The sequence below is a fragment of the Rhodococcus sp. NJ-530 genome, assembly GCF_003860625.1.
Taxonomy (GTDB): Bacteria; Actinomycetota; Actinomycetes; order Mycobacteriales; family Mycobacteriaceae; genus Rhodococcus_F; species Rhodococcus_F qingshengii.
In genome coordinates this window covers 2,906,215-2,920,501 of the sequence record NZ_CP034152.1, presented here as the reverse complement: position 1 = coordinate 2,920,501, position 14,287 = coordinate 2,906,215, and the positions used below count along the sequence as shown (strand labels likewise).

Annotated in this window: 12 protein-coding genes; 7 read left to right on the top strand and 5 right to left on the bottom strand. The window is 64.2% G+C overall.

The features are described 5' to 3' along the window. The first annotated feature begins 111 nt into the window (after positions 1 to 111). A complete protein-coding gene (locus tag EHW12_RS13775) occupies positions 112 to 303 on the top strand; it encodes a hypothetical protein (RefSeq protein WP_003942643.1) in 192 nt (63 codons plus the stop codon). A gap of 133 nt (positions 304 to 436) precedes the next feature. Here EHW12_RS13775 and EHW12_RS13770 read toward each other — a convergent pair whose 3' ends face one another. Next, positions 437 to 2,215: a DEAD/DEAH box helicase gene (locus EHW12_RS13770; RefSeq protein ID WP_003942642.1), complete on the bottom strand. Its 1,779-nt coding sequence runs from the start codon at positions 2,213 to 2,215 to the stop codon at positions 437 to 439. A 256-nt stretch (positions 2,216 to 2,471) separates the two neighbouring features. Here EHW12_RS13770 and EHW12_RS13765 point away from each other — a divergent pair, with 256 nt between their 5' ends. Continuing rightward, positions 2,472 to 3,734, top strand: coding sequence for a YihY/virulence factor BrkB family protein (locus tag EHW12_RS13765; protein WP_125051001.1), 1,263 nt, complete (start codon positions 2,472 to 2,474; stop codon positions 3,732 to 3,734). Here the strand turns inward: EHW12_RS13765 and EHW12_RS13760 are convergent. Further along, positions 3,707 to 3,943 carry a DUF3039 domain-containing protein gene (locus EHW12_RS13760; protein WP_003942602.1) on the bottom strand — a complete coding sequence of 79 codons (237 nt, stop codon included), beginning with the start codon at positions 3,941 to 3,943 and terminating at the stop codon, positions 3,707 to 3,709. The genes EHW12_RS13765 and EHW12_RS13760 overlap by 28 nt on opposite strands. 83 nt (positions 3,944 to 4,026) lie before the next feature. On the opposite strand from EHW12_RS13760, the gene EHW12_RS13755 reads away from it, so the two are divergent. The 3 genes from EHW12_RS13755 to EHW12_RS13745 all read left to right on the top strand — a co-directional run bounded on the left by EHW12_RS13755 (position 4,027) and on the right by EHW12_RS13745 (position 7,043). Further along, a complete protein-coding gene (locus tag EHW12_RS13755) occupies positions 4,027 to 4,386 on the top strand; it encodes a DUF3099 domain-containing protein (RefSeq protein ID WP_003942638.1) in 360 nt (119 codons plus the stop codon). Positions 4,387 to 4,412: 26 nt separating this feature from the next. Next, positions 4,413 to 5,912 (top strand): methyltransferase, encoded by a 1,500-nt coding sequence (locus EHW12_RS13750; RefSeq protein WP_075833058.1) that lies wholly within the window; start codon positions 4,413 to 4,415, stop codon positions 5,910 to 5,912. A 159-nt stretch (positions 5,913 to 6,071) separates the two neighbouring features. Then, a complete protein-coding gene (locus EHW12_RS13745) occupies positions 6,072 to 7,043 on the top strand; it encodes a sigma-70 family RNA polymerase sigma factor (RefSeq protein WP_003942639.1) in 972 nt (323 codons plus the stop codon). Positions 7,044 to 7,167: 124 nt separating this feature from the next. Here the strand turns inward: EHW12_RS13745 and EHW12_RS13740 are convergent, their stop codons facing one another. Together EHW12_RS13740 and EHW12_RS13735 are read right to left on the bottom strand one after the other, a co-directional pair. After that, positions 7,168 to 9,879 (bottom strand): bifunctional GNAT family N-acetyltransferase/acetate--CoA ligase family protein, encoded by a 2,712-nt coding sequence (locus EHW12_RS13740; RefSeq protein ID WP_007732826.1) that lies wholly within the window; start codon positions 9,877 to 9,879, stop codon positions 7,168 to 7,170. Further along, positions 9,872 to 11,143, bottom strand: coding sequence for an acetoin utilization protein AcuC (locus EHW12_RS13735; protein ID WP_003942159.1), 1,272 nt, complete (start codon positions 11,141 to 11,143; stop codon positions 9,872 to 9,874). Before EHW12_RS13735 ends, EHW12_RS13740 begins: the two co-directional genes overlap by 8 nt. 176 nt (positions 11,144 to 11,319) lie before the next feature. Between EHW12_RS13735 and EHW12_RS13730 the strand changes: the two genes are divergently transcribed. Together EHW12_RS13730 and galE are read left to right on the top strand one after the other, a co-directional pair. Beyond that, positions 11,320 to 12,006: a metal-dependent transcriptional regulator gene (locus EHW12_RS13730; protein ID WP_003942150.1), complete on the top strand. Its 687-nt coding sequence runs from the start codon at positions 11,320 to 11,322 to the stop codon at positions 12,004 to 12,006. Positions 12,007 to 12,014: 8 nt separating this feature from the next. Next, positions 12,015 to 13,004, top strand: coding sequence for a UDP-glucose 4-epimerase GalE (gene galE / locus EHW12_RS13725; RefSeq protein WP_007732821.1), 990 nt, complete (start codon positions 12,015 to 12,017; stop codon positions 13,002 to 13,004). On the opposite strand, the gene EHW12_RS13720 is transcribed toward galE, so the two are convergent. Then, on the bottom strand, positions 13,001 to 14,134 hold the full coding sequence (locus EHW12_RS13720) for a DUF4192 domain-containing protein (RefSeq protein ID WP_039973312.1): 1,134 nt from the start codon (positions 14,132 to 14,134) through the stop codon (positions 13,001 to 13,003). The two genes, galE and EHW12_RS13720, sit on opposite strands and share 4 nt — an antisense overlap. Positions 14,135 to 14,287 lie beyond the last annotated feature (153 nt).

Genomic DNA, 14,287 nt, shown 5'->3' with positions numbered 1-14,287 from the left:
AACCCGTAAACCCCAAACGTCTGTAAGAGTGGATCTACCGCGCCATTCCGACGCGGCGGACCAGGCCCCAGGCACGCGGCCCGAATGCCGCAAAGCCAGTACGGAGGAGTCATGCCCGGAACACTGACCAGCCCACAGTTGACCGCTGCCGACCGGTGCGACCGGTGCGGTGCCGGAGCACGCGTACGCGCCGTGCTTCCCACCGGCGGCGAGCTTCTCTTCTGCGGACACCACGCAACCGAACACGCGGATCGACTTCGCGAGATGAATGCCGTCGTCTCCGAAAGCGAACCCGCAATCTGACCTGTCAGCCGGGGGTGGCCTCTTCACGAGGCGCGCCATGAACGCCAGAACGGGCGATCACAGTCACTGTGATCGCCCGTTCTGCCGTTCCGGGGCCGCAAGCACGCGAAGCGTGCGGGACCGGTATCGGCTGCTACCAGCTGCGGAGAATCGCGATGCGCTCGGTCAGCTGATCGACAGTAGCGATGGCCGTCGGCGGACCGCCGCACACCCGGCGCAGTTCCGCGTGAATGATGCCGTGCGGCTTACCGGTGCGGTGGACGTTCATCGCCACCAACCCGTTCAGCTCCTTGCGGAGCGCACCGAGCTGATCTGCCGTGGCCGCTCGATCGGATACCACTGCCGCCGTGGGTTGCGGGGCGGCGGCCTTGGCCGAGTTGGCCTCGACCTGCGTCTGCTGGCGTTGACGCAGCAATGCCCGCATCTGATCGGCGTCGAGTAGGCCTGGCAGACCGAGGTAGTCGGCTTCCTCGTCACTTCCGGCGAATGTCGCGGTACCGAAGGATGATCCGTCGTAGATCACCTGGTCGAGTTCGGCATCGGCGCCCAGGGACGTGAACGCCTTCTCCTCCTCGCCCAGCTCGTCCTTCTGCTTGTTCGCATCGGCGAGCAGGTCGTCTTCGAGGCCGTCCTTCTCACGATGCGGCTTGCCGAGTACGTGATCACGCTGGGCCTCGAGCTGTGCGGCAAGGTCGAGAAGCACCGGCACCGACGGCAGGAAGACGCTGGCAGTTTCGCCCTTACGACGCGAGCGCACGAAGCGCCCGATCGCCTGAGCGAAGTACAGCGGAGTCGACGCGCTGGTCGCGTACACACCGACCGCCAGACGGGGAACGTCGACGCCCTCGGACACCATGCGGACCGCGACCATCCATTTCTGGTCGCTCGCACCGAATTCGGCGATTCGCTTGGACGCGGTGGGGTCGTCGGACAGCACGACGGCCGGCTGTTCGCCGGTGATCGCTGTCAGGGCCTTCGCGTACTCGCGGGCCACTGTCTGGTCCGTCGCGATGACGAGTCCGCCGGCATCGGGCATACCGGTACTGCGCAGCTGCGCCAAACGGGTGTCTGCTGCTTGCAGCACGGCAGGAATCCAGTCGCCGGCAGGGTCCAAGGCCGTACGCCATGCCCGAGTCGTCTGCTCGGCGCTCAGCGGCTCGCCGAGTCGAGCGGTGAATTCCTCGCCGGCGTTGTTTCGCCACCGTGCCTCGCCCGAGTAGGCGAGAAACACGACGGGGCGAACCACGCCGTCCTTGAGGGCATCCGAATATCCGTAGGAGTGGTCGGCTTTCGAGCGGAGCAGACCTTCCTTGTCCGGCTCGTACTCGACAAAAGGAATGGCACTGTCGTCACTGCGGAACGGGGTTCCGGTCAGTGCGAGACGCCTGGTCGCGTCGCCGAACGCTTCACGAATGGCGTCGCCCCAGCTCTTGGCGTCGCCGCCGTGGTGGATCTCGTCGAGGATGACCAGCGTCTTGCGGCCCTCGGTCCGCACACGATGCTTCGACGGGTGCGAGGCAACCTGGGCGTAGGTCAGCACGACGCCGTGATAGTCACTCGAGGTCTGGCCGGTCGAGTTGGAGAACCGCGAGTCCAATGCGAGGCCGGAGCGCTGTGCGGACTCCGCCCACTGGTGTTTGAGGTGCTCGGTCGGCGCCACGACGGTTATCTGGTCGACCGTCCGGTCACGGAGCAATTCCGAAGCTACCCGCAGAGCGAAGGTGGTCTTACCTGCTCCCGGCGTTGCGACCGCCAGAAAGTCACGCGGACTGCTGGAAAGGTACTTGGTCAGTGCACGGCGCTGCCATGCACGAAGGGAACCGGTAGGGGCGCCAGGTTGGGTTCCCGCGGATTGAGCTCCGGCGGGTTCGGGCGACTTGCCGAACTCGGCTGCCACGGTCTCAGACGTCATAGGCCGCGCCTCCACTGGAATCGCACTGTTGTCTCGCGCTCCTCGAATTTTCATCAATGTCCGGCGACGAGCCTAGCCGCCGCCACCGACCAAAGCCGCACTCGAAGCGCGTACTCATGGCCGTTCTCACTCCGGCCGGCGAGGTTTCGCTTCTCTCGCATCCTGCCGACCTGCACGCGAATTGTCTCAGAAATGTGCGACACGTCGGCGCCATGGTTGGGCAACCGGGTGTGTCGTCAGGGATGCTGGAGACATCATGAGTGAAGCGCGAGGCGAGAAGTCGAGCGGAAGTGATCTGCACCACCGCAGATGGCATCCGCTACGCCGCACCGGGCAGTTGATCGCTCGAACCCTGAGCAAGGCCTGGGACGATTCCATCTTCGGAAAGGCGGCTACGGCCGCGTTCTGGCAAACGCTGTCGCTTGCTCCCCTGCTGCTCGGCCTTCTGGGAATGATCGGCTACATCGGTGGGTGGTTCGGACCCAACACCGTCGAGATCATCGAATCCAAGATCGTCACGTTCAGCGGAACGATCTTCAGCGAAAGCGTCGTCGACCAGATCATCCGCCCGACGGTGACGGACGTCCTTCAGCGCGGACGCCCGGAGATCATCTCGGTGGGCTTCCTGCTCTCCCTGTGGGCGGGATCATCGGCGATCAGTACGTTCGTCGACTCGATCGTGGAAGCACACGGGCAGCAGGATGCCCGCAATCCCATCTGGCAGCGCATCTTCGCCCTGCTGCTCTACGTGATGTTCCTGGTGATGGCGGTGTTCATCCTGCCGCTGGTAGCTCTGGGGCCGACGCTCGTCGGGCGAGCACTGCCGGCCTCCTGGTACGTGGTCGGATCGAATCTGGTCGACACGTTCTACTACCCTGCTGTCGGTCTGCTGGTGATCATCGGCCTCACGACGCTCTACAAAGTCGCTCTGCCGAAGTCGCTGCCGTGGCATCGGCTGCTCGCGGGCGCCCTGGTCGCCGGTGTGTTCTTCATGGCCGCCAGCACCGGATTGCGTTGGTACCTGGGATTCGTCACCAGCACCGGCTACACGTACGGCGCACTGGCAACGCCGATCGCGTTTCTGCTCTTCACGTTCTTCCTCGGTTTTGCCGTCGTGCTCGGCGCCGAGTTCAACGCGACGGTTCAGGAGTTCTGGCCCGCTCGTGCCACTCGGATGGAGCAGATGCGAGAGTGGCTTGCGGCTCAGAACACCGACGAAAAGACCGGTCCGGTCACCAATCTGACCTGGCACCTGGCCACCAGCCCGATCCGCATCTCGGGCGACAAAGCGGACCCGGCCACGGTCCCCTCGTACGGGCGGCCCCGCAGCAGACAAACCGAGAGCAGACAATCGGAGTCGCGCCAGAACTCGTGCGTCGACCAAGATCCCTGCGATGAACCGCACGCAGACGCGAAGAGCCCGGCGGCCGACTGCGTCGAGGCTGTCGATCCGCCGAGCTCCGGAAGTACTCCCGCTCGCCTGACCCGAGGTCAGTCGCCCTTACGGAGTCCTTCGTAAATCTTCTTGCAGTCCGGGCACACCGGTGATCCCGGCTTGGCGGACTTCGTCACGGGAAACACCTCACCGCACAGCGCGACGACATGGGTTCCCATGACGGCGCTCTCGGCGATCTTGTTCTTCTTCACGTAGTGGAAGAACTTCGGGGTGTCGTCGTCGGTCGTTTCGTCGGTGGAGACGTCGGGACGTTCCTTGGTTTGAGTGCTCACCCCTCCAATAATGCCGTCTCCGTCACAGCGGTGCGACCCACGGGTCGTGTGCAATTGTCGGCCGAGAGTGGAACAGTGGAGTCATGGCACGAAATGGCGCGTTCGGCAGGTCCGACGAGGCCGGGACTCCCGACAATCCCGTACTGATCACCGAAGCGCAGCAGTCCGTCGAAGAACAGCACAAAGCCCGAGTGCGCAAGTACATGATCATCATGTCCTTCCGGTTCCCGGCGTTGATCCTCGCGGCGATCGCGTACGGCATCTGGGCCAACGCCTGGATCTCGATGCTCATCATCGGTGCATCCATTCCGCTTCCCTGGATCGCCGTCCTGATCGCCAACGACCGACCACCGCGCACCAAGGACGAACCGAGTCGATACGACGGACGAAAGAAGACCGCAGGCGAGATCGAATCCGCGACGCACCACACCATCGAAGGCTGACAAGTTCCGCCTGCGAGAATGACAGGGTGAGAAGCGAAACGCTCCTGTCCATCACCCCTGCGCTGCGTGAGGCTCTGCTTCGCAATCGATTCGACACCGGAACCATGCTCGAGGCGTTGGGTCCCGAAGTTCACGCTGCTCTCGGTCGAAGTGAGCCGGTGCCCGTGCGCCGCGCCACCCGAGAACTCGGGGACCTGGGCGTTCTCATCAGACTGTTCCTTCTCGCCGATGACTGCCCGGCGGGCGACGTCGCCGCGGCGCTGGCTCCGCTGACAATCGCGCAGTGCGTCGACGCCGGTCTGCTCGAAGGTGAGAACTTCGACAGTGAGAATCCGCTCGTGCGGGCCGCGGTGGATCTTCGCCCCATCGACGTCGGCGACGGCGATCGTTGGGTGATCTCGGATCTCGACGGCGGAATCCGTCCCAAGAAGGCCACGGCCGATCATGTGCTGGGCGTCGGGCATGCGTCACTGTCCTTGCTGCAGGCCACGCCCACCGCGAGGGTCGGCAGCGTGCTCGACCTCGGTACGGGATGCGGCATCCAAGCCCTGCACGCGAACACGTACGCCGATTCGGTCACCGCAACCGACATCAATCAACGCGCTGTCGACCTCACGGCAGCAACCATGGCCCTCAACGGACTGGACGTCGAACTCCTTCAAGGGTCCTGGTTCGAACCCGTCGAGGGTCGAACCTTCGACCAGGTGGTCGCCAATCCGCCGTTTGTCGTCGGCGAGGCACGCGTCCATCACACGTACCGCGATTCCGGCCTCGATCTCGACGGTGCGAGCGAATTGATGATCTCGCAATCGATCGACTACCTGAACCCCGGCGGCACGGCAGCTCTGCTGGCGTCCTGGGTGCACGTCGAAGGGCAGGACTGGCGGTCGCGGATCGCGTCGTGGCTGCCGGCCCACGGCGTCGATGCCTGGGTGGTCCAGCGCGATGTCGCGGATCCGGCTCTGTACGTCGGCACGTGGCTCAAGGACGGCGGGCAGGATCCTCGAGATCCGGAAACGGCATCGAGAGCAAACGCCTGGCTGGATCACCTCGAAGAAGCCGATGTCGAGGGCGTCGGCTTCGGTTTCGTGTTTCTTCGCCGCACCGACTCCCCCACCGACCTGATGGCCGAGGACCTCATGCACGGCTTCTCGGACCCGCTCGGGGCCGAGGCGCTCGCTTACTTCGACCGTCTTGCCTGGTTGCGTGAACACGACGTCCTCGAGGAACGCTTCGTCCTCGATCCGGACACGGCTCTCGAACGCGTCTACCTCCCCGGTGACGAGGGATGGCAACAAGTGGTCACGCGTGTGCACCGCGGCAACGGACCGCACTGGCAGCACGAGATCGACGAGCTCGGTGCTGCGCTGTTGGCCGGACTCCGAGCGGATGGACTGGTGGTCGACGAATTGATCGAACTTCTTGCCGCGGCGAACGGCGAAGACCCGGACCAGCTACGTGAGGCCGTCGTCACAATGATGGTCTCGCTGGTTCGGCACGGGTTGGTGCTTCCCGTCACGAACTGAGTTCCCGGTGAGTTGCAGATTTTTGTGTTCTCAGCAACTTCTCAGGACGACTGGGAAATAACTGCAGGTCACGGCGATTTAGCGGAAATCGGCACGGGAACTTTCCCGGAACTCTCACACGTTGAACTGTGTGAGAGACCGCCGATAGGGAGGCAAGTCATGACAAGCCCCAGCACCACTACTCGCATTCGTCCGAGCGCCGCAGATCTGGACGCCCAGAGCCCGGCCGCAGACCTGGTCCGCGTCTACCTGAACGGGATCGGTCGTACCGCACTGCTGACAGCAGCAGACGAGGTCGAACTGGCGAAGCGAATCGAAGCGGGGCTGTACGCCAGCCACGTTCTTGCCACGGGAAAGCGCCTGACAGTCGCCAAGAAGAGGGATCTCGCAACGATCGTTCGCGAGGGACAGTCGGCACGTAGCCACCTCCTGGAAGCGAACCTGCGACTCGTCGTGTCGCTGGCCAAGCGCTACACCGGCCGCGGCATGCCGCTCCTCGATCTGATTCAAGAAGGCAACCTCGGACTCATCCGTGCGATGGAGAAGTTCGACTACGCCAAGGGCTTCAAGTTCTCGACGTACGCCACCTGGTGGATCCGTCAGGCGATCACCCGCGGAATGGCTGATCAGAGCCGCACCATCCGGCTCCCAGTCCACCTCGTGGAGCAGGTCAACAAGCTCGCCCGCATCAAGCGCGAACTGCACCAGCAGCTCGGGCGAGAAGCCACGGACGACGAGTTGGCCGAAGAGTCGGGCATCCCGGCGCACAAGATTGCCGACCTGCTCGACCACAGCCGCGACCCGGTAAGCCTGGACATGCCTGTGGGCAACGACGAAGAAGCGCCCTTGGGCGATTTCATCGAAGATTCCGAGGCGACCTCGGCCGAGAACGCCGTCATCGCCGGTCTGCTGCACAGCGATGTGCGCAGCGTGCTCGGGACGCTCGACGAGCGGGAGCAGCAGGTCATCCGACTTCGCTACGGTCTCGACGACGGCCAGCCCCGCACCCTCGATCAGATCGGCAAGCTCTTCGGCCTCTCGCGTGAGCGGGTTCGTCAGATCGAGCGTGAGGTCATGGGCAAGCTCCGCGTCGGTGATCGCGCCGAGAAACTGCGGTCCTACGCGAGCTGATCAAACAACACAGCACGTGCGTCAGCGCGCCACACCACTCGCGCTGACGCACCGCACAAAGCACCGGCCACCGCTACTTCCCTCCCCCTCGGGAATGTGCGGTGGCCGGTGTTGTTCGCTGTGTCTACCGCAGCCGCCTGGGCCCCAGGTCGATTGCGCTCGGCTCAGGTCCGATTCGGACACGTGAATCGGTGATCTCCGCGCCGGTAGCCGAAGCGAGTACCGGCTCACAGGCCAGTTCGCGGACTTCGGGAATGTCGTCGGCCAGCGCCGAGATGCGCTGGACCAGATCAACCAACGCACCCTTGTTGACCGGAACGGCGTTGCGGTATCCGGAGAGAAGCGGCGCGGCCTTGGGCGCGTCGATCAATTCCGTAGCAGCGTCCTCGGTGAGTGGCAGTACGCGATAGGCACGGTCACCGAGGAGATCGGAGATCACGCCGGCAAGCCCGAACGAGATCAGCGAACCGAACGACGGGTCGTCTTGGACACCAACCACACATCCGATGCCCTTGGTCGCCATTTTTTGCACGTGCAGCAGCGGTTCACCCGACGCGGCCGCAAGATCTCGGTAAGCGAGGCGCACCGATTCCGGTCCACTCAGATCCAGCCTGACACCGCCCAGATCCGGTCGGTGTCGCCACATTTCGCCGGTTGCCTTGACCGCGACCGGGTAGCCGACAGCATCCGCTGCCTCCACAGCTTCGTCTTCGCTCAGGACCGAACGGAATTCGACGACGGCGACCCCGTAGCACTCGAGCAGCGCCGCCGCTTCCACATCTGAAAGCCAACGGCCAGGAGAGTTTTCAAGCCAATCAGCCACCATCTTCTGGGCTCGCTCGGAGTCGATACCTACGGGGCGAACCACCTTCGACGCAGGCTTGCTGCGCCACTCCGCATATCGCCAAGCCCTCGCCAACGCCAGGGCGGCACGCTCCGGCCCCGGGTAGGACGGCACCGAACCGCGGGTCGGGTTACCGACTTCGTCACGAACTGCCAGGACGTCCGGCACACCCTCAGCTGCGAGGAACGTGGTGAGAATCGGCTTGTCCGAGCCTGCGACGGCGTCCTTGAGTGCTTTCGCGAACGGCTCGACCGGAATGGCTACCGGAGGAACGAAGACGGCGATGACGGCATCGACGTCGAACGACGCCAAAGCGTCGCGCACGGCAGTGGCGAAGAGTTCCGGACTCGCCTGGGCGCCGAGGTCGACCGGGTCGCTGACCTGCAGACCTTCACTGCGGGCCGCGTCCGCAGCAAGGACACCGAGCGCGGTCGAGTTGCCGATGACCGCAAGCCGGGGGCCGGCGGGCAACGGTTGGTATCCGAAGAGCAAGGCGCAGTCGAACAATTGTGAAATGGACCCGACCTGAATGACGCCCGCCTGTTCGAAGAGGGCGCGGACGATCGAATCGTCGATCTCGACTCCGGTGGCGGCGAGCACTGGCGGAACCGCGTGCCGACCGCTCTTCACTGCGACGATCGGCTTCTTCCGCGCAACTCGACGGGCGATGCGAGAGAACTTCCGTGGGTTGCCGAAGCTCTCCAGGTAGAGAAGGACCACTTCGGTGGACTGGTCGGAATCCCAGTACTGCAGAAGGTCGTTACCCGAGACGTCCGCACGGTTACCGGCGGAAACGAAGGCGGACAATCCGATTCGGCTGCGAGCGGCTTCGTCGAGAATGGCGATACCGAGCGCGCCGGACTGACAGAAGAAGCCGACGTTGCCTGCCACCGGCAAGACCGGCGCGAGCGTCGCATTCAACGAAATCGCCGGGTCGTTGTTCGCGACACCCAGCGCATTCGGGCCGATGAGGCGCATACCGTGAGCGCGCGCTGCATGGACCAGTTTGCGTTCGGACGAGCGCCCGTCCGGACCACTCTCACTGAAGCCCGACGAGACGACCACCAGCGCTTTGACGCCCTTGTCGAGGCAGTCGTCGAGTACCGAATTGATCGATTCTGCAGGTACAGCCACGACGGCGAGATCGACGTCGTCGGGGATGTCACGAACCGTCGGATATGCCCGAACGCCGTGTACCGAACGATGCTCTGCGTTGACGGGATAGACCGGTCCGGTGAATCCGCCGCGCAGCAGGTTGGTCAACACCGCGTTACCCACTTTGGCCGGGTCCGCTGATGCGCCGATCACCGCCACCGATCGCGGGCTGAGCACGTTTCCCATGCTGCGGGCCTCAGCTGCCCGCTCACGCGAATTACGTACTGAAACAAGCGCTTCCGTCGGGTCGATCGCGAATTCGAGTCTCAGCACGCCACCGTCGAAAGAGCGGCTCACCTGATACCCCGCCTCACGGAACACCGTCACCATGTTGCGGTTCTCGGAGAGGACCTCGGCGACGAACATCGTCAGACCGTTCTCGGCCGCTGCCGCTGCCAGGTACTCGAGCAGGATCGGGCCGAGGCCGCGCCCCTGGTGTGCGTCGGCGACGACGAAGGCGACCTCGGCAGACTTTCCGTCACCGACGTCGAGCAGTCGCTCGTATCGACCCACCGCGATGATCTCGTCGCCGAGCATCATCACGAACGCCACGCGGTTGTGGTGGTCGACCGTCGTGAAGTTCTTGACGTCGCGCGCCGACATCGTGGGGTACGGGCCGAAGTAGCGCAGATACCGGGTGCGCTCGGAGAGTTTGCCGTGGAATTCGACGAGCTTGTCCGCGTCTTCGGGAACGATGGGTCGCAACGCCACCGCTCCGCCGTCGGAGGCGAGAACATCGACTACCCAGGAATGGGGATAGGTGTGAGCGGGGTCGGTCTTCGGCGCCTGGCCGCTCGCCTCGCCGCCGGCAGCTACGGTATCGGACTGTTCAGTCACGGGGATCCTCCGGGTCGAGTCCGAGTAGCGGGAACGAAGCGCGACGTGTCGCGATGATCGCCGAGTCGATACGGGTGAGTGCACGGTCCACCGAGGCGACACCTGTCTCCGGTGTACCACCCGGGCCGTCCCACGGCGTGTAGGCGACATCGCCGCCGTCCCCCATGGTCGGCGGGAGGTCGACGCTCGGCGCTCGCAGCTTCGTCGATTCCTTCCAGTCTTCCGGGACAGCGGTGTCGACGTCGATCTCGCGATCGAGCGCTGCAGCGATCAAGTGAGTCCATGCCCTCGGCACGACGCGCACCAGTCCGTATCCCCCGCCTCCGACTGCCAGCCACCGCCCCTCGGAGTAGCGGTCGGCGAGGTCACGCATCGCCAAAAACGCGGCGCGCTGACCGTCGACGGTGAGGGCGAGATCCGCGAGCGGGTCCTCGCGGTGCGAGTCGACTCCGCACTGGCTGATGATGATCTGCGGGCGGAAGGCTGCAATGGCTCCCGGGACGACGGCGTGAAATGCACGCAGCCACAACGCGTCGACGGTTCCGGGCAGCACCGGGATGTTCACCGCCGTACCTTCGGCGGCCCCGTCGCCGACTTCGCTCGACCATCCGGTGTTCGGCCACAAGGTTGCCGGGTGCTGATGCAGCGAGACCGTGAGCACCCGCGGGTCCCCGAGAAACGCATGTTGCACTCCGTCGCCGTGGTGAGCGTCGACGTCGATGTAGGCGATGCGGTCGTAGCCGTTGTCGAGCAGCCACGAAATCGCAACCGCCGCATCGTTGTAGACGCAGAATCCAGAGGCCCAATCCGCCATCGCGTGGTGCATGCCGCCGCCGATGCTGACCGCGCGCCTCGTTCGTCCCGAAGCGATTTCCTGCGCTGCGGCCAGCGAGCCGCCGGCGAGGATCGCACTGGCTTCGTGCATGTGCGGGAAGACCGGGTTGTCCTCGGTACCGAGCCCGTGGGGAACATCCTGGCCGCTCACACCGTTGTTCGCAGAGTTACCCGCGTCTTTGACCGCTGCAAGATATGCCGGTGTGTGGATTCTGAGGAGGTCGGCATCGGACGCGGCACTCGGTTCGAGAAATTCGATGCCCTCGAGAAGTCCGAGGCTTCGCGAGAGTGCCATCGTGAGATCGAGGCGAGTGGGATTCATCGGGTGATCGGCGCTCCACCGATAGCTCAGGTACTCCGGACTCCACACCACGACTCGATTCGCTCGAGACGCCGCGGGGTCCCCGTCAGATCTGATCGACGCGGTCATGGGATCACGCTACTTCCTTCTCGTTTCGTGCTGCACACCACACTCGTGGCCCGCTTCGGAGACCGAGATCGAGTGACACGAATCCAATTCGGACACGCGCTGGACTCGCCGCGGTGGAGGCGGCACCGGAACCACGAACTGAACGGTAGAATGATCAACTGACGAAGGGGTTGAGTGTGAAGGATCTAGTCGACACCACGGAGATGTATCTCCGGACGATCTACGACTTGGAAGAAGAGGGCGTAGTCCCACTCCGGGCGCGGATCGCCGAACGGCTCGAACAGAGCGGACCCACCGTCAGCCAGACTGTTGCGCGTATGGAGCGTGACGGCTTGCTGATGGTCGCCGGCGATCGACATCTGGAACTCACCGACAAGGGTCGCGATCTCGCGATCTCTGTCATGCGTAAGCACCGGTTGGCAGAGCGCCTGCTGGTGGACGTCATCGGTCTCAAATGGGAAGACGTACATGCCGAGGCATGCCGTTGGGAGCACGTGATGAGCGAGGAGGTCGAGCGTCGGCTCGTCGTCGTTCTGAACAACCCCACGACGTCGCCCTACGGCAACCCGATTCCGGGCTTGGACCAGTTGGGACTCGACGGCCCGGTTGCCACCACCGAAACATTGGTGCGCCTGACCGATATTCCGCACGGCGCACAGACAGCTGTGGTCGTTCGGCGACTGGCCGAGCACGTGCAGTCCGATCCCGAGGTGATCGCGCAGCTGCGTGACGCCGGCGTCGTTCCCGACGCCAGGGTGACGGTCGAAACCCGTCCGGGCTCGGTGACGATCATCGTGCCGGGTCACAGCGGGTTCGACCTGTCCGAGGAAATGGCTCACGCCGTTCAGGTCAAGCAGGTCTGAGGAAGTAGATGAAACTCCTGGTCACCGGCGGCGCCGGTTACGTCGGCAGTGTGTGCAGCACTGTGTTGCTCGAGCGTGGACACGAGGTTGTCGTCATCGACGACCTCTCCACCGGAAATGCCGACGCGGTGCCTGCCGGTGCCGAGTTCATCGAAGGAGACGTGGGAGCGCTTGCCGCCGACGTCCTCGGCAGTGCGGGTTCACCGGTTTTCGACGGTGTGCTTCACTTCGCGGCGCAGTCGCTGGTCGGCGAATCGGTGCTGCACCCCGAAAAGTACTGGCGCGGAAACGTCGTCACGACCATCGAGTTGCTCGAGGCGATCCGTGTCTCCGGTACTCCGCGCCTCGTGTTCTCGTCCACCGCCGCAACGTACGGCGAACCGGAGCAGTCCCCGATCGTGGAGACCGCTCCGACCCGCCCCACCAATCCGTACGGCGCGACCAAGCTCGCGATCGATCATGCGATCACCTCGTACTCGATCGCTCACGGCCTCGGTGCGACGAGCTTGCGCTACTTCAACGTCGCGGGCGCGTACAAGTCCGCCGGTGAGAACCGGGTGATCGAAACCCACCTGATTCCGCTCGTCCTTCAGGTCGCACTCGAGCAGCGGGACAAGATCTCGGTCTTCGGAACCGACTGGCCCACGCCGGACGGAACCGCGGTACGCGACTACATCCACGTGCTGGACCTCGCCGAAGCACATCTACTGGCGCTCGAATCCTCGGTTCCCGGCGAGCACCGCATCTACAACCTCGGAAGCGGTGCCGGCTTCAGCGTGCGCGAGGTGATCGCCGCCTGTGCGCGGGTCACCGGCCTGCCGATCAACGTCGAGGACGCGTCACGACGGCTGGGTGATCCGGCAGTACTGATCGCATCGAGCGACAAGGCGATTACCGAGCTCGGTTGGACGCCCACGCGTACCGATCTCGACGTCATCGTCGCCGACGCATGGCAGTTCCTCCAGGATCTGGGCGACCGCTCACACGCTGCTCGCTAGCTTCCATTCGGCAGTGCCGGCGGCAAGCCGGTGATTCCGAGCGATTCCCCGATGGACAATCCGACGGCCGCGAGGTCACGGATTCCGTCGGGGCGCATACCGGATTGCAGCGATAGATCCAGCAATCCCGCCAAGGTGTGTTCCGAATCGGCCGACAGCGCGGCCGACAGCGCAACACCTGCCAGAGGTCCGTCGCCACGCACGTATGCAAAGAAGCCGAGAAGTGTTGCCGGCCAAGCTCGTTCGGGCAACGGGACTTCATGGGTGAGCACGAGCCACAATTGCTCAGCATGTGCCGCAACGGACGTGATCGCCAATCCCAGCACCACGTCGCGCACGCGTACGTCCGTCAAAGCGACCACCAGATCGGCGCATTCCTGCGGGTCAGGGCAGTGAGCGCCTGCCTCGACACGGCGGACATGTTCCAACACCAGATCGATCCGGCGCTGAACTGCGGTTTCACCGCTCGGTCCTCCACTGTGCGCGCTCGACTCTCGTCGGCTCGCGATCAGTCGGGCAATCGTGTCGTGATTGCGAGCGGCGCCGTGTACCCACCGGACCAGTTCCTCACGCGAACGGCGAATGACCCTCCCGCCCAACACCTGTGCTGCTGCAACCGACGAAGATGCCGGGTCTGGCAGGGTGCCGCGGTGAATCGAACGCATGACGCTCGTCCACGGCTGGCCAGATTCTATTGCGGCCGTGCACAATACGTCGGCCAGCTCGACGCAGGTTCCGCCGAGCATGTCTTCGAATACCTCGGCCAGCTCGATGGTTTCATCGATCAGAGTTTCAGCCGCCGAGCAATCGGTGATCACCACGAGAACGACCGCACGCGCGCCTTCCCCGTCACAGACGGCGGCGAACTGGCGCAGCGCCGCGCTCATCTGCCTCGCGGGCTTTCCCCTGACACTGGGAAAGTAGTCGTGCCGCATCACTGGTCCGAGCGTCGAGGCGGAGGCGCCCATCAGAGACAGCGCAACCACAGAGTTGGACGGATGGAAGCCCAGGAGTGCGGGTATTGCCGCGATCAATTCGCCTGGATCGGAGACGCGTTCGACGCATCCGAGAAGGGCGGCAAGGTCGTCGTCGGAGAATTCGAATTCTCCCGGAAGAGGTGATGTCGTCATGCACACACCGTCGCTGATCACCCTGACCCGACCGTCTGCTCGAGCAGGGAAAACAGCTGCGTCCAACTCGTCTGTGGATTACCGCATTTGTTGGGGACCAAGTACCGCGCCGCACCGAGCAGCTCCGCTACTTGTCGGACCTGTGTGCTGTGA